Annotated in this window: 14 protein-coding genes and 1 riboswitch; of the genes, 6 read left to right on the forward strand and 8 right to left on the reverse strand. The window is 66.5% G+C overall.

The genetic code is table 11. The annotated features are described in order from the left end of the window. Positions 1-41: 41 nt before the first annotated feature. Entirely contained in the window at positions 42-1,838 is a 1,797-nt protein-coding gene (locus KBW98_RS04775; RefSeq protein ID WP_211518992.1) for a S8 family serine peptidase, read from the reverse strand. 89 nt (positions 1,839-1,927) lie between these two features. Then, a riboswitch (cyclic di-GMP riboswitch) is annotated at positions 1,928-2,016 on the reverse strand. A gap of 339 nt (positions 2,017-2,355) precedes the next feature. Between KBW98_RS04775 and KBW98_RS04780 the strand changes: the two genes are divergently transcribed. After that, positions 2,356-3,720, forward strand: a complete 1,365-nt coding sequence (locus tag KBW98_RS04780; RefSeq protein WP_211518993.1) for a family 43 glycosylhydrolase — start codon at positions 2,356-2,358, stop codon at positions 3,718-3,720. A gap of 152 nt (positions 3,721-3,872) precedes the next feature. Here KBW98_RS04780 and KBW98_RS04785 read toward each other — a convergent pair whose 3' ends face one another. The 4 genes from KBW98_RS04785 to KBW98_RS04800 are packed head-to-tail and all read right to left on the reverse strand — an operon-like array spanning position 3,873 to position 6,852. Further along, entirely contained in the window at positions 3,873-4,601 is a 729-nt protein-coding gene (locus KBW98_RS04785; RefSeq protein ID WP_211518994.1) for an amino acid ABC transporter ATP-binding protein, read from the reverse strand. 14 nt (positions 4,602-4,615) lie between these two features. Then, entirely contained in the window at positions 4,616-5,308 is a 693-nt protein-coding gene (locus KBW98_RS04790; protein WP_211518995.1) for an amino acid ABC transporter permease, read from the reverse strand. 5 nt (positions 5,309-5,313) lie between these two features. Further along, positions 5,314-6,009, reverse strand: a complete 696-nt coding sequence (locus KBW98_RS04795) for an amino acid ABC transporter permease (RefSeq protein ID WP_211518996.1) — start codon at positions 6,007-6,009, stop codon at positions 5,314-5,316. Positions 6,010-6,024: 15 nt separating this feature from the next. Next, a complete protein-coding gene (locus KBW98_RS04800; protein ID WP_211518997.1) occupies positions 6,025-6,852 on the reverse strand; it encodes an ABC transporter substrate-binding protein in 828 nt (275 codons plus the stop codon). Positions 6,853-7,047: 195 nt separating this feature from the next. On the opposite strand from KBW98_RS04800, the gene xth reads away from it, so the two are divergent. The 4 genes from xth to KBW98_RS04820 all read left to right on the forward strand — a co-directional run bounded on the left by xth (position 7,048) and on the right by KBW98_RS04820 (position 12,352). Continuing rightward, positions 7,048-7,839, forward strand: a complete 792-nt coding sequence (gene xth / locus KBW98_RS04805; protein WP_211518998.1) for an exodeoxyribonuclease III — start codon at positions 7,048-7,050, stop codon at positions 7,837-7,839. Positions 7,840-7,997: 158 nt separating this feature from the next. Continuing rightward, positions 7,998-8,549, forward strand: a complete 552-nt coding sequence (locus KBW98_RS04810) for a hypothetical protein (RefSeq protein ID WP_211518999.1) — start codon at positions 7,998-8,000, stop codon at positions 8,547-8,549. 10 nt (positions 8,550-8,559) lie between these two features. Continuing rightward, complete coding sequence (locus tag KBW98_RS04815; protein WP_211519000.1) at positions 8,560-11,577, forward strand: N-acetylmuramoyl-L-alanine amidase; 3,018 nt, start codon at positions 8,560-8,562, stop codon at positions 11,575-11,577. Positions 11,578-11,722: 145 nt separating this feature from the next. Next, positions 11,723-12,352, forward strand: coding sequence for a LysE family translocator (locus KBW98_RS04820; RefSeq protein WP_211519027.1), 630 nt, complete (start codon positions 11,723-11,725; stop codon positions 12,350-12,352). Between the two features lie 170 nt (positions 12,353-12,522). Here KBW98_RS04820 and KBW98_RS04825 read toward each other — a convergent pair whose 3' ends face one another. The 3 genes from KBW98_RS04825 to KBW98_RS24045 form a co-directional block, all read right to left on the reverse strand. Beyond that, positions 12,523-14,913 carry a TIM-barrel domain-containing protein gene (locus KBW98_RS04825; RefSeq protein ID WP_211519001.1) on the reverse strand — a complete coding sequence of 797 codons (2,391 nt, stop codon included), beginning with the start codon at positions 14,911-14,913 and terminating at the stop codon, positions 12,523-12,525. 146 nt (positions 14,914-15,059) lie between these two features. After that, complete coding sequence (locus tag KBW98_RS04830; protein WP_211519002.1) at positions 15,060-16,283, reverse strand: hypothetical protein; 1,224 nt, start codon at positions 16,281-16,283, stop codon at positions 15,060-15,062. Between the two features lie 90 nt (positions 16,284-16,373). Continuing rightward, on the reverse strand, positions 16,374-19,103 hold the full coding sequence (locus KBW98_RS24045) for an EAL domain-containing protein (protein ID WP_211519003.1): 2,730 nt from the start codon (positions 19,101-19,103) through the stop codon (positions 16,374-16,376). Between the two features lie 215 nt (positions 19,104-19,318). On the opposite strand from KBW98_RS24045, the gene KBW98_RS04840 reads away from it, so the two are divergent. Beyond that, a complete protein-coding gene (locus tag KBW98_RS04840; protein WP_211519004.1) occupies positions 19,319-19,894 on the forward strand; it encodes a hypothetical protein in 576 nt (191 codons plus the stop codon). The last annotated feature ends 140 nt before the right edge of the window (positions 19,895-20,034 follow it).

Consider the following 20,034-nt stretch of genomic DNA (forward strand, 5'->3'; position numbering starts at 1 on the left):
GGCGCCCCAAGGCGCCATTTTCATGACCGCTGCCGCGGAGATCAGCGCACGGTCACGCTGACGGTCTTGGTGGCCACGTTGCCGGCCTTGTCGCGCGAGGTCGCGGTGATGGTGTGGGTACCCTTGCCCGACTTCTTGCTGTTCCAGGTGTAGGCCAGCGAACCACCGGTACCGGTCGCCTTGACGGCGCCGTCGATGGCGATGCTGTTGGTGATGCCCGCGGCGCCGGCATTGTCCGAGGCGCTGACGCTCACCGCGACCGAGCCGCTGACGCTGCCGCCGTTGACCGGGTTGTTGATCGCAAGCACCGGGGCGGTGGTGTCGGTCACTACCGTACCGGTGGTGGTATTGGCGACATTCACCGACACCGCGGCCGAGCTGCCGGCGTTGCCGGCGGCGTCGTAGGCGACGGCGACCAGGCTGGCCATGCCGTTGGCCACGCCGGCCGAATTCCAGCTGAAGCTGTACGGCGCGGCGCTATCGGTGGCGACCACGGTGCCGTTGACCTTCAGCTCGACGCGGGCCACGCCCACGTTGTCGCTGGCGTTCACGCTCACCGGGACCAGGCTGGAGACCGTGCTGCTGCCCAGCGGCGCGGAAATCGCGACGCTCGGCGCGGTGGTGTCGACCGGCGCGGCGTAGCCGCGGGCGGCGGCCATCGCGGCGGCGGCGTCGACGCGGCCGTAGCCGAAGATCGGATCGCGGCCGGCGGCGCCCAGGTCGACCGCGGTCGAGTACATGATCGCTTCGACCTGCGCGCCGCTCAGGTCCGGACGGGCCGCCATCAAGAGGCCGGCCACGCCGGCGCTGACCGGGCTCGAGAACGATGTGCCGCTCTTGGTGCCGTAGCCGAGGGTGCTGGTGGTGGTCCAGATGCTGGTTCCCGGCGCCGACAGCGTGACGAAGCTGCCCCAGCTCGAGAAGCTGGCCTTCTTGTCGTAGCTGTCGGTTGCCGAAACGATCACGTAGCCGGTGTCCGGGACGACGTTCTCGTCGACGTTGTTGTTGCCCGCCGAGATGAACACCAGGCCGCCCTTGTTCTTCATGTAGCGCGAGGCGCTTTTCACCGAGGCGCTGCCGGCGATGCCGACGAAGCTGACATTGGCGACGCGCGCGCCATGGTCGGCGGCCCAGGTAATGCCGTTGGCGATGGTGCTGGCATAGGCGTGGCAGCCGGTCGAATCCTTGTAGGAGATCTGGATCGGCATGATCCGGGCGGCGCCCGCGATGCCGGCCACGCCCAGGGCGTTGTTGGTGGTCGCGGCTGCGGCGCCGGCGACCGCGGTGCCGTGGCCGCACAGGTCGGTGACGTCGGTGCCGCTGTTGACGGCGTTGTAGCCGGCGACCATGCGGTCCTTCAGGTCCGGGTGGGCCACGTTCACGCCAGTGTCGAGCACGGCGATGGTGATGCCCGAACCCTGGCTGCTGTCCCAGGCCGCGGTCGCGCCGATCTTGCTGATGTGCCAGGCGCTGCCGATGTAGGGGTCGGTCACGGCCATGGCGACCGAGACTTTACGGTCGAGTTCCGCAAACTTGAAGTGAGGATGACGCGACAGCTTGGCAACCATGTCCTCTTCCGACAGGCCCGGCGGGAGTTCCACCACGTGGATGTTGCTCTGGCCCAGCTTGCGGGCGGACTTGCCGCCATGGGCCTTGATCGCCTTGCCGAGTTCGTCGTCGGACAGGCCGGCGCGGGCTTCGACCAGGATGCGGCCGCGGGCGAATTCACCCTGGACACCGCCCGGTGCGGCGCTGGCGCTCGAGATGGCGGCCAGCGACACGAAGCCGGCGGCGATGGCGAGGGAGGTCTTGCGGAAGGTGGAGGAGGTGAATGGCATGCTGGCGAATCCTGTAAGTAAGCGACGACTCAAGGATTGCGAGCAAGCGACCGCAGGGCGAACTGGCGTTCGCGTTTGCGCGGATCGATTCTGGCAGTCCTGCCGTCATCGAGCCCGAAGGCTCATTAGACCGTTGACTTTGCGTCCTCCGCTTTCGCGGAGTTTGCCCTTTTCAGACACTGAAACGAGTATAGCCACGCTTTTTCCGTGTGACAACCGGTTTCAAACAAATCTTGTTGCGTTTAGGCGATTCTTGCCCTAGGTGACGTCGGATCTGGCGGTTTCCCTATGGCAGACATAGCGCGAACGGCAATCTTGCCAAGAAACTCATGGGTAGTTCAATAATGCAAACGCTCTTGACGCGCAGTTACTATTGGTTATTTCCGCGACATGCATTGCGCATGGCTGGGATACCGGAAACGGCATCGCGGCCGAGAATAATTTCATTGGTGGCGCGCCCCCGGGCGCGCCTACGCTGGCCGGGCAGACCATACAAATCACAATATTGGAGACCTCAATGAAGAAATTCCTGGCAGCACTGTGTCTGGCGCTCAGCGCCGCTTCCGCAGCAGGCATCGAACTGGCTGGACTCAAGAACGCGCACGACCCCGGCACTATCACCAAGGACGGCGACACCTACTTCAACTTCACCACCGGCACCGGCATCTGGTACTCGACCTCGAAGGACCTGGTGACCTGGACCGGCGGTCCGGGCCCGGTGTTCACGAGCTACCCTGCCTGGATCAAGAACAAGATCCCCGACTTCAAGGGTTCATTCTGGGCGCCGGACCTGGTCCGGATGAATGGCTATTTCTACCTGTACTATTCGGTCTCGACCTTCGGCACCTCGAGTTCCGCGATTGGCGTGGCGCGTACCGCTTCGCTCAAGAATCCCGCCTGGACCGACCTGGGCATCGTGGTCGAGTCCTTCGGCGGCATCGGCGAGATCAACGCCATCGACCCTTCCTTGTTCCGCGACCATGACGGCAAGGTTTACATGTCCTGGGGTTCTTTCTTCGGCGGGATCGGGCTGGCCGAGATCAACCAGTCCAGCGGCAAGATCACCGGCAGCATCAGCACCATCTGGGGCGGTGGACACCGCGACATCGAGGCGCCCGCGATCACCCGCAACGGCAACGACTACTACCTGTTCGTCAACCGCGGCAAATGCTGCGACGGCGCCGCCAGCACCTATTACGTGGAGGTGCAAAAGGCCAGCAACATCCGCGGCCCCTATTCGGGCACGCGCACGGTGCTGCCGGTCACGGACGGCAAGTACCGTGGGCCCGGCCATATCGGCGAGCTGAAGCAGGACGGCTGCAGTTTCGTGTCGACCCATTACTACGACCTGAACGACGGCGGCAATGCGAAACTGGACATCCTGCGCATGAGCTACGCCAACGGCTGGCCCACCCTCACCCGCAATTTCAGCAATTTCGCCGGCTGCGGCGGGATCAGCGACGGCCTGTATGCCTTCAAGTCGCGCCTGAGCGGCAAGGTGCTGGGCGTGGCGGGGGCCTCGGCGGCGGATGGGGCGATGGTGCAGCAGGCCAGCGACGCCAACGGCCGCCACCAGCAGTGGTATGTGATCGGCCAGGGCGACGGCTACTACAGCGTGATCAACGCCAACAGCCTGCGCAGCCTGGACAACTACGGCAACTCGACCACCCAGGGAACCAATATCGCCCAGTGGGGATACTGGGGAGGCGCGGGCCAGCGCTGGCGCTTCGCCAGCCCGGCCGCCGGCTACTACACGGCGGCCAACCAGCTGAGCGGAATGGTGCTCGACGTGCAGAACAAGAGCACGGCGGAGAATGCGCAGATCATCCAGTGGCCGGTGAATAACGGGAGTAACCAGCAGTGGTCGCTGGTGCGCAAGTAGCGCCAACTTCCAGCCGGCCTAACCCTCATCGTTGGCCGCAAAACCGTCGCCCCGGCGAAGGCCGGGGTCCAAGTTTTGCTTGCGCCGCCACTGTGCGACGAACTTGGGCACCGGCCTTCGCCGGTGCGACGGCCTTGCCCCCGCGGGGAGCGCTAGCGCCCGCTGCGGTCCGCCAGGAACTGCTGCGCGCGCGGGTGCTGGGGATTGGTAAAGAATGCCTCGGGCGACGCCTGCTCCAGGATCTTCCCTTCGCTCATGAACCAGACCCGGTCGGCCACCTCGCGCGCAAAGCCCATCTCGTGGGTGACGCAGACCATGGTCATGCCCTGTTTCGCCAGCGAACGCATCACCTGCAGCACCTCGCCCACCATCTCGGGGTCGAGCGCGCTGGTCGGCTCGTCGAACAGCATGATGGGCGGGCGCATCGCCAGCGCGCGGGCGATCGCGACGCGCTGCTGCTGGCCGCCGGACAGCTCGTTCGGATAGGCGTCCCGCTTGTGCGCCAGGCCCACCTGCTCCAGCAGCTGCAGCGCATGGTCGCGCGCCTCTTTGCTGCTGGCGCGTTTCAGCCGGACCGGCGCCAGGGTACAGTTTTCCAGCACCGTCAGGTGCGGGAACAGGTTGAAATGCTGGAACACGAAGCCGATGCCGGCGCGCAGGCTGTTGACGTCCAGGCCGCGCGCGTGGATGTCGCGGCCGTCGACCTCGATACGGCCGCTGTCGATCTCCTCGAGCCGGTTAAGGGTGCGGATCAGGGTCGACTTGCCCGAGCCCGAGGGCCCGCAGACGACCAGCACCTCGTTCTTCTCCACCCGCTCGCTCACATCGACGAGGGCGTGATAGTCGCCGTACCACTTGTTGACTTTGTCCAGAACGATCATCGTTCACACATCCTTTACAGAACCCGCACGGCGCGCCCCTGCAGGCGCCGCTCGAACAGGAAGGCCAGCCGCGACAGGCCGAAACAGAGCACGAAATAGGTCAGGGCCAGGATCAGGTAGACCTCGACCGCCTGGGTGAACACCAGGGTGTTGACCTGGGTGGCGATGAAGGACACTTCCGACAGGCCGATGATGTAGCCGAGCGAGGTCGCCTTGATGGTCGACACGAGCTGGCTCACCAGCGAAGGCAGGCCGTTGCGCAGCGTCTGGGGCAGCACCACGTGGCGCAGCGCCTGGCCATAGCTCAGGCCGAGCGAGCGCGCGCTTTCCATCTGCCCCGTGGGCAGCGCCTTGACGCCGGCCGCCACGATCTCGGCCAGGTAGATGCCGTCGAACAGCACCAGCACCATCAGCATGGTGCTGGCCTGGCCGGTCTTCACGCCGGTCACGGCCGGCAGGAAGAAGTATACCCAGAACACCACCAGCAGCAGCGGCACCGCGCGCACCAGCTGCACCAGGGCCGCCACCGGCCAGCGCACGGCGCGCCAGGGACTGACGCGGGCGATGCCGAGCAGCAGGCCGAGCGGCATCGCCAGCACCAGGGCCGCGCCGGACAGCAGCACGGTCAGCGCCAGGCCGCCCAGCGGCCCCTCGGGATATTGGCCGACCAGGAAGTACAGCCAGTAAGTATCGATCAGTTCGAGCATGGATCTTATGCCGGACGCACCGGATGACGGCGCTGGTAGAGGTGGGCCGCCAGCGAGATCAGCAGCGACACCGTCAGGTAGGCCAGGGTGGCGAAGGTGAAGGCCTCCACGCTGCGGAAGCTGCTGGTCTCCACGCGCGCGGCCTGGTACATCATCTCGGCGGCGCCGATCACGGTGGCCACGCTGGTGTCCTTCCACAGGTTGACGGTCTGCGACAGCAGCGGCGGCACCGAGGCGCGCAAGGCCTGCGGCAGCAGCACCAGGCGCACCGCCGCCACCCGGCCCAGGCCGAGCGAGCGCGCCGCTTCCAGCTGGGTCGCCGGGACGGCGCGGATGCCGCTGCGGATGTCCTCGGCCATGTGCACGCCGCTATACAGCGCCAGCGCGATCACGGCGCACACGGCTTCCGGATTGTGGGCGTACAAAAATTCGCGCGCGCCTTCCGGCAGGAGCTCGGGGAAGGCGAAGTACCAGAACAGCAGGTGCGCCAGCAGCGGCACGTTGCGGATGCCTTCGACGATGACCGCGCCCGCGCCGCGCGCCAGGGCGAACGAGGAGGTGCGCATTACCGCGACCAGGGCCCCGAAGGGCAGCGCGAAGGCGAAGCTGGCGGCGGTCAGCTGCAGGGACAGGACGAGGCCCTGCACCAGCCAGTCATGGTACTGGCCGGACTGCAGGATGGCCGGATCGAAGAACTGCAAGGCGTGGACCCAGGTTCAGATCTTGTCGGTGGCGAGCTTGAACTGGCGCTTGGCGATGTTCGCGCGGGTGCCCGGGCCGTACCACTTGTTGAACAGCTGCTCGGCGGCGCCGCTGGCTTCCAGCTCGCGCAGGGTCTGGTCGACCACGGCCTTCAGGCCCTTCTCGCCCTTGCGCAGGCCCATGGCGATCGATTCGTTGCCGATCGAGGTGGGCAGGATGGTGAAGCCCTTGGCGGCCGGGCCCAGCTTGCCGTAGTCGGCCAGGAGCGAGGATTCGTCGTTCACGTAGGCGACGCCCTTGCCCTGGCGCAGGGCCTGGAAGGCTTGCTGGGTGTTCTCGAAGGTCACCACGTCGGCCGTGGGAACGGCCTTGCGGATATTCGTTTCCTGGGTGCCGCCGCGCACCGTGACCACCTTCTTGCCGGCCAGCTGGCCGAGCTGGTTGATGCCGCTGGCGGCGCGCACCATGACCTTGGAGCCGGTGACGAAATGGGTCAGGGCGAAGTCGACCTGCGACTCGCGCTCCTTGTTGTGGGTCAGCGTGGCGGCCAGCACGTCGACGTGGCCCTGCTGCAGTTCAGGAATGCGGGCCGAGACGGCCATCTGCTTGAACACGGGCTTCACGCCCAGCTTCTTCGCCACGGCCGTGGCCAGGTCGATCTCGTAGCCCACCAGCTGGCGGGTCTTGGGTTCGATGAAGCTGTTCGGTTCGTCGGTGCCGAGCACGCCGAACACGATCTCGCCCTTCTTCTTGATGTCGGCCAGCTGGTCGGCCTGGGCGGCGCCGCTTGCCAGTAGAGACAAGGCAAAGGCGCTGGTGACAAAGTGACGGCGGCTGAACATGGATACTCCAAAGCTAAAAATATTCGATCCCGGCAGTATATGACAAACGCATATATGCCAAAACGAATAAATAACCATAAGAAAATGCTCGTTTCGCTATAAAGGCCGAGTTTTGCTTAGCTTGCCAGCTTATGCGTGCGACAACACCGACGCCGGCGGGGCACAATCTTGTGCATCGACTCATCCGGAGACACCATGCTCGTCGTCACCTACAACGTCAATGGCATCAGCAGCCGCCTGTCCGCCCTGCTCCAGTACCTCGAGGAACGCCAGCCGGACGTGCTCTGCCTGCAGGAACTCAAGGCCGTGCACGAGAAATTCCCGGAAGCGGCGATCCGCGATGCCGGCTACCACGCGCTCTGGATCGGCCAGAAGAGCTGGAACGGCGTCGCCATCCTCACCCGCGAGGGCCCGGCCCAGGAAGTCCAGCGCGGCCTGCCGGGCGATCCGTCGGACGAGCAGAGCCGCTACCTGGAAGCGGCCTACCAGGGCGTGCTGGTCGGCTGCCTCTACCTGCCGAACGGGAACCCGGCGCCCGGCCCCAAGTTCGACTACAAGCTGGCCTGGTTCGAGCGCCTGATCCAGCGCGCCCAGGGTTTGCTGGACACCGGCGTGCCGGTGGTGCTGGCCGGCGACTACAACGTCATGCCGACCGAGCGCGACGTCTACAAGCCGGAGCGCTGGCTGACCGACGCCCTGTTCCGGCCCGAGACGCGCGAAGCCTTCCACCGGCTGGTAGCCCAGGGCTGGACCGACTCGCTGCGCCACCTGCATCCGGACGAGACCATCTACACCTTCTGGGATTACTTCCGCGACGCCTTCGGCCGCGACGCCGGCCTGCGCATCGACCACCTGCTGCTCAGCCCTGCGCTGGCGCCCGCGCTCAAGGCGGCCGGGGTCGACAAGTTCGTGCGGGCGCGCGAGAAGCCGAGCGACCATGCGCCGACCTGGGTCGAGCTGGACTTGAGCAGGCTGGGCCAAGGCTGAGCGTGCGTGTCGTAATTGTCGGTACATTTGACAATGTAACCTGGCACAACCAGGAGAACGCCTAACAATCAAGCGCTTGCAATGCTGGAACGCAATTTGCGTCTGCCCCCTCTGTGACGACCACGTGACCACAACCGACTGAGAGGGAGAGGGAAGCCATGTATAAAAAGATCTTGCGCATCTTGCTGGCCGGTTTATTCGTTACCCCGCTGTACAGCAATGCCGCCGTCATCACCTATACGAATACGCAGCTGGCAGGAGACCGCTGGCGCACCGAGTACACGGTGAAGGCAGACGCCGGCGAGAGCATCGAGGAATTCACGCTGTTCTTCGCTGTCCCGGACTATGCCAACCTGAGCGTCCATGCCTCTCCCCTCGACTGGTCATCGATCGCTGTCTCGCCCGATCCGGCCCTCCCCGCAGATGGTTTTTTCGACGCGCTTGCACTCTCGTCCCCGCTGGCCAACGGCGCCTCGCTATCCGGCTTCGTTGTCGAGTACGACTTCCTCGGCGCGGGCAAGCCTGGCGTCCAATCGTTCGACATCGTCGATCCACTCAGCTTCGCGACCATCTCTTCCGGCCGCACCGCGCCCGCCGTTGTCACACCTCCCCCGACCGGCGTGCCGGCGCCCGGCACGCTGGCCCTGCTCGCCATTGGCGCCATTCTGCTGACCCGCACCCGCGCCGTGCCAACCCCCCGCCTTGCCTGAGGAGAACAGCATGAGACCCATTCCCATGGGGACGCGCAATCGCGTCCTGCGCGCATGGCTCCTGCCGCTCGCCTGGCTCGGCGCTGCGCTGGGCCTGGTCGCCTGCGGCGGCGGACAGGAACCCGGCTCCGCGGCAATGAACAAGAGCGCGGCGGCCACCGTCGCCGCGACCGGAGCAAGCGTGACCGGCCTGAACAAGGTGTCCGAGGTCCGCGTCGGCCGCACCGTCTACGACTACGTCTTCAAGGTGAACGTATCGAATACCGGACCGGCGCTGAGCGGCGCTGCGGCGATGCTGGGCACGGCCGGCGCTGGCACCACGATCATCGATGGACAGGTCCAGATCGGCAACCTGGCGGCCGGGGGAAGCGTCACCCCGGCGGACACCATCACCTTGCGCCACGACCGGGCGTTCCCATTCGACCCCGGCGCCTTGCGTTGGCAGATCACGGGGACGCCATCGACGAGCGCACCCACTGCATCCGCTTCGATCGGCCCCTCAGGAGGGACAGTCGGCATTCCCGGCGGCGCCAGCGTGACGATTCCGCCGGGTGCCTTGACGACACCGGTGACGATCACCGTCTCGGAACTGGCCAATCATCCCTCCACATTGCCGCCCGGCGGCAAGCATGTCGGCAAAGTGTATTCCTTCGAACCGCACGGATTGGTTTTCCAGGTTCCCGTGACCCTGAACCTGCCATACGATCCCGCGCTCATCGCACCCTCGCTCACGGAAGGCGACGTCGCGGTCGGATTCCAACTTCCGGACGGCAGTATCGAAATGATCGGCGGCTATAGCGACGACCCGGAGGCCGAATCGACCGCGCATCAGCTCGACCAAGCGCAAAACATGGTGTCGGTCAGGTCACGTTCCTTCTCGGTATACGCTGCCATCACCGCCAGCACCACGGCCCAGTTCACGCCGGCGCTGCAGACCCTGGGGGGGGCAAGCGTGACCATTCACCAGCCGACGACTGGCGGCATGCGTCTGGGTTACGCACGCTACCACCGGACCTGCGTGAGGATCCAAAACAATGTGGCGATTCCCGACTCGACGCAAGACCCGCTTCCCGACCGCGTCAAGACAACGATCGAGAATATCGTTATCCATAGTACGAACAGCGGAGTGGCCGCACACACATTCGACAAGGAAATCGCCTGGGCGACCAGCAAATGCAACGGGCGCTTCGCGCACTATTACATCAATCGAACCGGCGACATCTATCAAATCGTCGACGACCTCGAGGTTGCGCAACATGCGGCGCCCAAGAACACCCCCTCGCTCGGCATCGAGCTCTACAACAACGTCGGCGAACCCTATGACGGACGGCAAATAGCCGCCCTGATCCGGCTGATCGATTTTCTTGCGATGAAATACAAAACGATCCAGCTCCCGTCGCGCGACGCCGCCACCGGATTGCTGACCCGTGACCCCGTCACCGACAGTATCCTGACGCACAACGACGTCAGCGGGAAGTGCGACCCAATCGGTACATTCCGTAGCTCCTCGGTACTGATCACTGCCAACGTGACGCAAGGGTGTCAACCGGCAGTTCCACTGGGTTCGCAGCGCACGCCGAACCTGGCCGGCGGACCGGCCGGCCCCGCGCTGGTCGACCTTGTCGTGGATGCTGTTGCGGCGCTCGGGAGGAGCGCCAAGGATACTGGTGTGATCAATACGTCAGGAGGAGACGGCAATGCCGCCGGGATTGGCGGTCCGGTCAAGTTCGCCACGGATCCCGGGCTCGTCGCCACATTGCTCACTGCCGGCGAGCTTACCGCTTCCACTGCAAACAAGCTGTTGTTCATCCCTCCCGGGGTGACGCACCACGTCGGCGCCGGCACGGAGTTTTTCACCGACGTCATCATCGCAGGCACCCTGGTGGTCGAGGGTCCGGCCGAGCTGCGCGTAACCGGCACCTTCTACCTCGCGCCGAACGGCCGCATCCTCGTAAGCGCCACCAATCAATTCGATGGCGGCGGCTTGACCGTCCGCACCCTGGGCTCGCCCATCATCCAGGGCCTGATTGACGCCACCGGAAAACATGATGCGGGCGTTCGCTTCCGTGGTGGCGACGGCGGAAAAGTCGAGTTCCATAGCCAGGCTTTCCAGAATCTACTGCTACCCACGATAATCACCCGGGGCGGCAACGCCACGACGTCGGTCCTGCCTTACACCGGCACGGGTGGCGCGGGGGGGAGCATCACCATCCATAGCGGCTCCGCCAATCTGTTCGTCGGCGGCGGCAACGGACCGGCCTTTGGCGTCGGCCCCGCCTTCAGGGACGGCATTACCGTCACCAGTCTTCCACCGTTCTATATCGGCGCCGAGTTGCCGCCGCCGCCGCCCTTCAACCTGACAAGCGGTGGCGCCACACCGGTCGCCGGGCAGCGCACGCCCTTGCGGGCCCTGCCAACCCAGACAGGCTTCACCCGGGGTCTACTGACATCAGGGGGCATGGGAGCGTTCGGCGAGCCGGCCGGGGCCGGGGGGGCTGGCGGACATATCACCATTCTCGGGACCGGCATGCTGACCATGCGCGACATCGACCTGATTACCGGCGCCGATGTGGAGACGGTGCGCGGCGGAGTCTTCCTGCAGGACGGCGTGCAGCACTTCTACTATGCAGCAAGCGGATCGCTCGGAGGCAAAGCAACGACCACCGCGGCGGTCAAGGATGGCGGTCCGGGCGGTGCGGCGGGCAGTATATCGGTCCAGGGCGTCGCGCTGTTCCCGCTGCCGGCACATGCCGCGGCCCTCACCGGCATCAATGGCTTCGGGCAGCCGAACGGGCAGCCGGTACCGCGAACGACCGATATCCCCTTGTCTTCGGTATTCAGGATCGGCGAGACCCGGCAAGTGCTCGCGGCCGACGGGACGAAACTCTACCGCCTGCGCATCGATTCGCTGGGTACCGGACTTGCGGGCGGCTCTGGAGGGATGCCTGGCGGTAGTCCGTTTGTCCTGTTCCCGGGACGCTTCGGCCAACAAGGCCAGAGCGGTGTGTTGACCGGTCTGCCGAAGTAGTCATCCCGGCTGCGCGGTACCGCTGTGGGACGCCACCTCGCGTGGCGTTCTTTTTTCACCCGCCCGGCGCCGCGCGCGCTGACTACAGTCGAGCATGAACGCTCCGGGATGCGGTATTCTTCCGCTTTCATTTGTCATTCAATCCATGCTTACACCAGAACAATTTGCCGGGTTCCTGGCCGCCGCCGTCCTGATCACCCTTTCCCCCGGCCCCGACAACCTGATGGTGCTGAGCCTCGGCATCGCCAAGGGCCGCGCGCGCGGCATCGCCTTCGGCCTCGGCTGCGCGCTCGGCTGCCTGAACCATACGGTCCTGGCTGTGATCGGCGTCAGCGCCTTGATCGCCGCCTCGCCCACGGCGTTCACCGCGCTCAAGGTGGCGGGCGGCTTGTACCTGATCTGGATGGGCTGGCAGGCGATCCGCAGCCGAGGCGGGGCCAAGGTGGGGGCCACTGGCAGCGGCGCGGACGAGACGCCGGGCCAGCTGTTCGTGAAGGGACTGGTGGCGAATTCGATCAATCCGAAGGTGGTGCTGTTCTTCCTGTCCTTCCTGCCGCAGTTCGTGGTGGCGGCGCGCGGGGATGCGAACTGGCAGACGGCGGCGCTGGGGCTGACCTTTACCGCGCAGGCGGCGCTGCTGTTCGGGATGCTGGGTTACTTCTCGGGGGCGATCGGGCAGTGGCTGAACCGGACGCCGACGGCGGGGATGTGGCTGGATCGGGTGGCGGGGGCGATTTTTATTGGCTTGGGGTTGCGGCTGATCGTGGCGCGGTAAGCGCGATCATCGCTAGCGTCAGCACGTCGTTCCGGCGGAGGGCGGAACCCAAGTTGCTTCGCGTAGCCACTTACAGCAAGCGCAGGTGGTACGCGTGCAAACTTGGGTCCCGGCCTGCGCCGGGACGACGGTCTTAGGGTTAGCGGTGAAAGTGAATTACCCGATCACGCTTACAGCGAGATCACGACCTTCCCCGCCTGCCCCTTGCGTGCAGGGACGCCGACTTCGAGCAGCTTGTGCTTCGCGTTCCAGTTGAAGCGCGCCGCACGCCCGTCGACACTCACCGCGCGCGGCTTGGCATGCACGTTGTGCACCTTCAGCGCAAAGCCCCGCTCTGCCGCCGCATAGGCCTTGCCGGTCTCGGTCTCGAATCCCACCTCCAGCTTGCCCGCCGCGTACCTGCTGGCGAAGCGCACGATCTCGTACATGCCCTTGGCGTAGGCGTCGGCCGTCTCGCCGTCGTCGTCATACAGCTTGCCGTTCGACGCGGCCACCGAGGCGTCGTGGTAGTAATGCAGGTCGATCTGGCGGCTGTCGTAGTCGCGCGTGGTCTGCGCCACCTTGGCCATCGGGATGAAGGCGCCGGCGCGCACGTAGACCGGGATGTGGGCGTCCTCCGGCTTTACCACTTCCAGCACGCCGCCGGTATGGGCGTCGCCGGTATGGAAGTCGAACCAGACCTTGCTCGAGGTCGGGAAGTAGACCTCGGAGCGGGTCGCGCCCGGCTCCACCACCGGGGCCACCAGGAAGTCCGGGCCCCACAGGTAGGTGGTCGAGCGGTCGAAGGGCTTGTCCGGGTCGGTCTCGACGAACATCAGGGGACGCATCAGCGGCATGCCGTTCCGGCTGTTGTCGAAGGCGATGGTGTAGTTATAGGGCAGCATCGCGTAGCGCAGCCACACCGCCTCGCGCGCCAGCACCTTGGTGCGCTCGTTGCGGAACACCGGCTCGGCCGGCACCGCCTCTTGCGCATGCGGGCGGAACACCGGCTGGAACACGCCGTACTGCAGCCAGCGCACGTACAGCTCGTCGTCCAGCACCGGTCCCGCGAAGCCGCCCAGGTCCGAGTGCATGTAGGCCAGGCCCTGCATGCCCATCTGCAGCGCGATCTCCATCTGCGACTGCAGGCCGCCCCAGCTGCGGCTGACGTCGCCCGACCACGGGATCATGCCGTGGCGCTGCGAGCCCGAATAGCCGGCCCGCATCAGGATGAAGGGGCGTTCGTTCGGGAAGTCCTTCTTGTAGCCGTCCGCGATCAGGCGCGCCCAGTCGTGGCCGTAGATGTTGTGCACCTGGTCGGCGCTGCCTGCCGCGTGCAGCAGCGCGCTCGGGTGCATCTCCGGCTCGCCCAGGTCGCCCCACCAGCCGCCCACGCCGCCGTTTTTCAGGCCCTTGTAGATGTTCCAGAACCAGTCGCGGCCTTCCGGCTTGTACAGGTCGACCAGGCCGGTATTCCCGAAATAGAAGTCGTAGACGAAGGGCTTGCCCTCGGCATCGACCGCCAGCACCTTCTGGTCCACCGCTTCCTGCCAGCGCTTGGAGGTGGTCAGGACGAAGGGTTCGCTGATGACGATGGTCTTCACTCCCTTCTTGGCGAAATCCGCCATCATCTTCTCGGCGGTCGGGAAGGTGCCGCGGTCCCAGTCCAGGTTGCCCATGGTGCCCTTGACGGTCTTGCCGAACCAGTAGAGGTCGAGCACGACGGCGTCGAGCGGGATCTTTTCGGCGGCGAACTTGTCGACCACGGCGCGCGTCTCGGCCTCGCTCTTGTAGCCGAAGCGGCTGGCAAAATTGCCGAAGGCCCAGCGCGGCGGCAGCGGCTGGCGGCCGGTCAGGCTGGTGTAGCCGTCCATGACCTGCTCCCAGTTGTCGCCGGCGACCACCTGGTAGGTCTTGCGTCCGCCGCTCACTTCATAGCGCAGGGTGCCGTCGCGGCGGCTGTCGAAGTCGAGCCAGCCGGTTTGCGGATTGTCGAAGTGGATCGCATACCGCTTGGAGGACAGCGCGACCGGGATCGTGAAGTTCAGCAGCTCGGAGCGCGCGCCGTAGCCGTAGTCGGCGCGGTTGTACAGGCGGAAGCGGTTGCCGCGGCGGTTCATGCCGACCGCGCGCGCGCCGGCGCCGTACAGGGCCTCGCCGCCGTCCAGCGCGAACTCGATCGACTCCAGCCCGGCGCCCTTGGCATAGCCGCGCTTCTCGGCCACCAGCGGCTTGCCTTTATAGGCGTAGCTGATGCGGAAGGGCTGCTTGTCGACGACCACGCTGATGCCTTCGGTGGCGTACACGATGCGCCCGCCCTCGTCCTTGAAGCTGGCCGCGACCTTGCCTGGCGCCAGCACCACCGCGTGCGAGGCCGAATCCGGGCGTTCGCCCTTGGGCACGAAACTGGTCTCGACGATGTTGGCCGCGTAGGGGCGGATCAGGTAGCGGCCGTCGCTGGTCGCGATCTCGAGCGTGTCTTGGGCGCGCGTCACCCCTTCGAAAAGGCGGTCGGCGTTCTGGGCGAAGGCAGGCTGGCTGGCCATCAGGGCCAGCGCCAGGGCAATCGGAGTTCTTGTCATGTCGTCGCTGTCGTTGTTCTGGTTGTCGTGAACGGGCGGCCGCTGGACAGCCGCAGACGAGAGCATGACACAAATCGCGATTCCCTATGTAGTTTTGTTTCATGCGAGCCGGACGGTGCATGATCCGCCGGCCCGCGGAGCGCCGGTCAGCGGCGGCCGAGCGTCAGCTGCAGCAGCCTGCCCTGCCCGTCTTCACGCTCGTTGAGCGTGATCAGGACCCGTCCCTGCGCATCTTCCGCCAGCGAGGTCGGAATCGCCGCCTTGGTGTCGCCGCCCGGCGGCTGGCTGTAACCCGGCAACATGCTGGAGAGCTCCTGCCAGCTCGTGCCGCCATCGCGCGATACGGCCAGGTAGGGTTTCGCGTTCTTCTTGTCGAAGCCGCTCACCACCAGGGTATCCGGCCTCCCCTTGAGGGCCAGGATCGATTTCACGTAGGGATAGATGCGGCCGCCCTCGACCGGATGGTGGATCACGAACTTGAAGCTCTTGCCGCCGTCCTCGCTGCGCAGCAGGCCGCCCTCGACACCGACGAAAACGCGCTGGGCGCCGCCGACCTGCTCGATGAACTGGATGTTCCGGTTCTGCAGCGCGGGCACGGTAAGCGCCAGCTTGTCCTGGCTGGCCAGCGACAGGCCGTCGGCGGACAGCTGGTAGGCTTCGAGGAAGGCGAAGTCCAGCGGGCACTCGCCGCCCACCAGCACGCGCTCGCCCACCACCTGGAACGAGGTGTGGGTGCACATCATCGCATCGAACTGGCCGCGCAGCACGCGCCAGGTGGCGCCGCCGTCGCTGGACCCGAACAGGTTCAGGCCGGCGCCGGCGTTGCTGTACAGGCGCGTGCCGGAGAGCTTGATGTCGCTCATGTCCAGGGTCGAGCAGAAGTACTCGTTGCAGGCGCGCAGGCCGGCGTCGCGCGGTGCGAAGCTGGCCGCCTGCGCCGCCATGGTGCAGGCCGAATGTTCCTGGACCGCCGGGTCCGGCCCTTCCGTCCACGGCTGGATCAGCCACAGGGTGTCGCCCGCCATCCTGAGCTTGGGCGCGCGCACGATGAAGTCCCCGACGGGCCCGAGGGCGCAGCCGCCCAGGGCCACCGGGGTCCAGTTCGACGCGCTGCTCAAGGGCAGCGCGGCCTTGATGACCGCCGTGCCCTGGGTGGCGCTGTTGGACAGCGAGACGAAGGCGGCGCCGTCCTTGAGCACCACGCTTTCCATGCCGCGCGCATCGCTGGCCAGCAGGTCGATGCGCGAGACGTCCGGGATCTGCGCGCCGCCGCCGTCGAGTTGTCCGCCGCTGTCGCCGCCGCAGCCGGCCAGCAGCAGCGCGCAGGCGGCCGCGGCCGCGAGCACGCCTGGTGTGATGTGATGTTGCATGCCTATCCCCTTTGAAGGCCACGGTGTGCAGGCCGCCGGCCGGTTGTCGATGCGGGGATTCTAGGGCGGAGCGCGAACGCGTTTTCGGGCTTATTGTCCGGAGAGTGTCGCGAATCTGTAAGCGCCGAGCGGCTGGGCGTCGCCGGCCGGCACCGGGCGCGAGAAGTAGTAGCCCTGCCCCTCGTCGCAGCCGAGCGTCTGCAGCAGCCGCATCTGGCGCTGGTTCTCGACGCCCTCGGCCACGACCCGCATGCCGAGCGCATGGGCCATCGCGATCATTGAGGCGATCAGGGTATCGCCGTCCGGGTTTTCGATACGCAGCACGAAGGCGCGGTCGATCTTGAGCACGTCGAAGCGCAGGCGCTGGAGCTGGGACAGCGAGGAATAGCCGGTGCCGAAGTCGTCGATGCACAGCTTGATGCCCAGCGCGCGCAACTGGGCGAAGACGCCCGATTCGCCCACCCCTTCCTGCATCATCGAGGACTCGGTGAGTTCGATCTCGAGCAGCGCGGGGTCGATGCCGTGGCGGGCGACCGCGTCGCGGAACATGGCCAGGATGTCGCATTGGCTGAACTGGCGCGGCGAGACGTTGACCGACACTGGCACCAGCACCGCGCCGTCGCGCGCCCAGTGGGCCAGCTGGCGGCAGACGCTGTCGACCACCTGTTCGCCGAGCGGCACGATGAGGCCGGTTTCCTCGGCCAGCGGAATGAAGTGGTCGGGCCCGATCAGCTCCTTGCCGGGACGTTCCCAGCGCACCAGCGCCTCCATGCTCGAGGCGGTGCCGTCCAGCAGGTCCACGCGCGGCTGGTAGTGCACCACGAACTGGTGCTGGTCGAGCGCGCGCCGCATTTCCATCTCGGTCTCCAGCCGGGTCCGGATCGCCTCGAAGAAGCGCGACTGGAAGAAGCGGTAGCTGCCCTTGCCGTCGGTCTTGACCGAGTACATCGCGATGTCGGCATGCTTGAGCAGGGTCTCGGCGTCCTCGCCATGCTCGGGGAACATGCTGATCCCGATCGAGGCGTTCAGCACGTGGGTGCTCTGCTGCAAGTGAAAGCCGTCGTGGAAGGCGCCCAGCACGCGCCCGGCCACGTGCTCGACGTCGGGAGCGCCGTCGACGTGCTCCAGCACCACCACGAATTCATCGCCGCCCAGGCGCACCACATGGTCGCGCGGCCGCACGGCCGTGGCCAGGCGCTTGGCCACCGTGCGCAGCAATTCGTCGCCGGCCGCATGGCCGAGGGCGTCGTTGACGGTCTTGAAGCCGTCGAGGTCGATGAACAGCACCGCCAGGCCATGGCCGCCCGCGCTTGCATCCCCGATCGCCTTGGGCAGGTATTGCTGGATCCAGTAGCGGTTGGGCAGGCCGGTGAGCTCGTCCGAATTGCTCCGGCGCTCGAGTTCGCTCAGATAAGCCTTGCTCTCGCTGATGTCGCGGATCGTGACCGCCAGGTCGCCGCCGGCGCGCACCGCCTTGTAGCGGATCCAGCGCGCTTTCAGGGGCTGTCCGGGGGCCGGGTGCACCTCGAGCTCGCGGTCGTAGAAGCCGGTCTCGAGCGCCTTGCACATGCGCCCGCAGGTGCTGCGGAACAGTTCGCCCTGGTAGAACTCGGACAGGCGGTGGCCGATCGCGTCTTCCGGCTGCTTGCCGAACATGTCGGCCCCGTACTGGTTGCAGTCGATGAGGACGAAGTCGCGCACCACGCCGTGCGCATCGCGCAGCGGCCGGCCGATGAAGAAGCCTTCCGCCGCATCCTCGGTGGCCAGGCGGTAGGTCGCGCGGATCGCTTCGATCTGGTGCTGCTTCCACTTGGCGTGCACGTAGAAACTCGTGGCCAGCAAGGTGGCCAGCAGGATCCAGCCGGTGTTCAGCCAGGCCCCGGCGAGCGCCTCGCGGCGATGGTCCTGGTACACGGCCATGGCGGTGTCCTCGTCCACCCCGATCATGCCCACCAGTCCCAGGTCACGCAAGGTTTGCCAGCCGACCACCCGCGCGCGCGCGTCCGCGAACCAGGCCGGGCCGTCGAGGCGGCGCACGCCCGCCGGTGTGTCCCGCGGCACTGCGCCAAGCAGGAAGGCGCCGGGCGCATGGTCCGTGTTGCCCGATCGGGTTGCGAGCACCCGGCCGTCGGTCCTGGCCAGGCCCACGAAGCCGTGCTCGCGCAGGATGGGTTCCGCATAATGCTGGGTGAAGAAGGAGGGCCAGACCGAGACCAGCACGATGCCGTCGAAGCCTCCGTCCGGCGCCAGCAAGGGGCGCGAGAAGATGATCACTTCGCGCTTCGACACGCGGCCCGGGATCGGCCCGTGCAGCAGCAGCCGGTCGCCGGCCGCGCGCTGCTGGGCGCTGAAGTACTCCTGGTCCCCGAAATAGCGCCCCGCCGCTTCGGGATGGGTGCTGGTCACGACGACGCCCGCGCGGTCGAGGATCGCCACCGCAGAAATATACTGCCTCGAGAAGATGCCTGCCTCGATGGTGCCGCTCAGGTCGCTGCGCCGGCCCGAGGTGGCCCAGTTCTGGCGCAAGAGCAGCAGCAGGCGGTCGGTTTCGCCGATCGAGCGGCGGGTGCGGATGACGAAACTGCGGGTATAGGCATCGACCTGATGCGCGAGCTCGACTCGCCGCTCCCGCAGCTCCTGGTCGAGATCGAGCAGGACAAAGCCCCACAACACGACGGCGGCGGCCAGGGCCAGGGCCGGCCACACCAGCAGCAGCGCCAGCCGGCCGCGCAGGAAGGCAAGGAAGGGCCGTAGCGAGCCGCTCGGCCCGAGGGCAGCCGAGGTTCCTGCTGGCATTTCCTTGTCGATATGCGGATTCATGGGGTCCTGCACGGACTTGAGGCCGCGGCAATTCCAGTATAACCCGCGGGCGCGGCCCCGGACCTGTCCGCCAGGAGGCGGCTGCGCGTTCCCCACACGACCCGGGCGCCCATGCCGTTTGCTTAAAAGTTTCGATGTGACAATCCGCGCGCTTTTCCGGCCTTGCTCCCCGCTACACTTGCCGTTTTCTCAATGTCCAGCAAAGCCGTCTTGCCATGTCCGTGATTTGTCCCAAGTGCAGCCATGTCCGTCCGCCCGATGCGACCAACCCCGACTGGCAATGCCCCGCCTGTGGAATTTGCTACGCCAAGTCCGGCAGCCTCCCTAGCGCACCGGCCGCGGCCCTGCGCAGCGCACGCATGACGGAGACGGCCGCCAGCCAGCCCTGGGACTGCGGTCCGCTGCTCAAGATCCTGCTGGTGGTCGTGCTCGGCTGGGGCCTGCATGTCCTCCTCCAGCGCAGGGAGGAGGCGCCGCTGCCCGAAGACGACGTGGCCGCCGTGGCGGAACCGCAGGAATCCGCGGCCGGCGTGGCCGCGGCCGATGCGGTGATCGCGATGTCGGAAGTGGACGCCACCGTCCTGTACAAGCTGGCGGCGCGCCTGGAAGAAGGTTGCGCCCGCAACAAGTTCGGCCTGACGGACAGCGCCTGCCGCGCCCTCGTGCGTGCGCGCAGCGATGCCTGCGCGAGCGCGACCGCGCAGCGTTTCCCGGGCCAGCTCGGCGACACCAGGCGCATGGCCCTCGTGGTGGACGCCCACGTGGGCTGCATTTTCGACGGCTACCGCTAGCCCCGCGGCGGCGGATCACCGTCCCCCTGCGACCACCGCTACCTGTGCCATGCCGCCTCGTCGCCTTGCGTCGCCGGGCCAGTCCACGCAAGCGGGCCCCGGTTTCGGGTCGCGCCCGCAAACTGGCGGCCTCGGCGGGA

This window comes from Massilia sp. ST3, assembly GCF_018119405.1.
GTDB lineage: Bacteria > Pseudomonadota > Gammaproteobacteria > Burkholderiales > Burkholderiaceae_D > Telluria.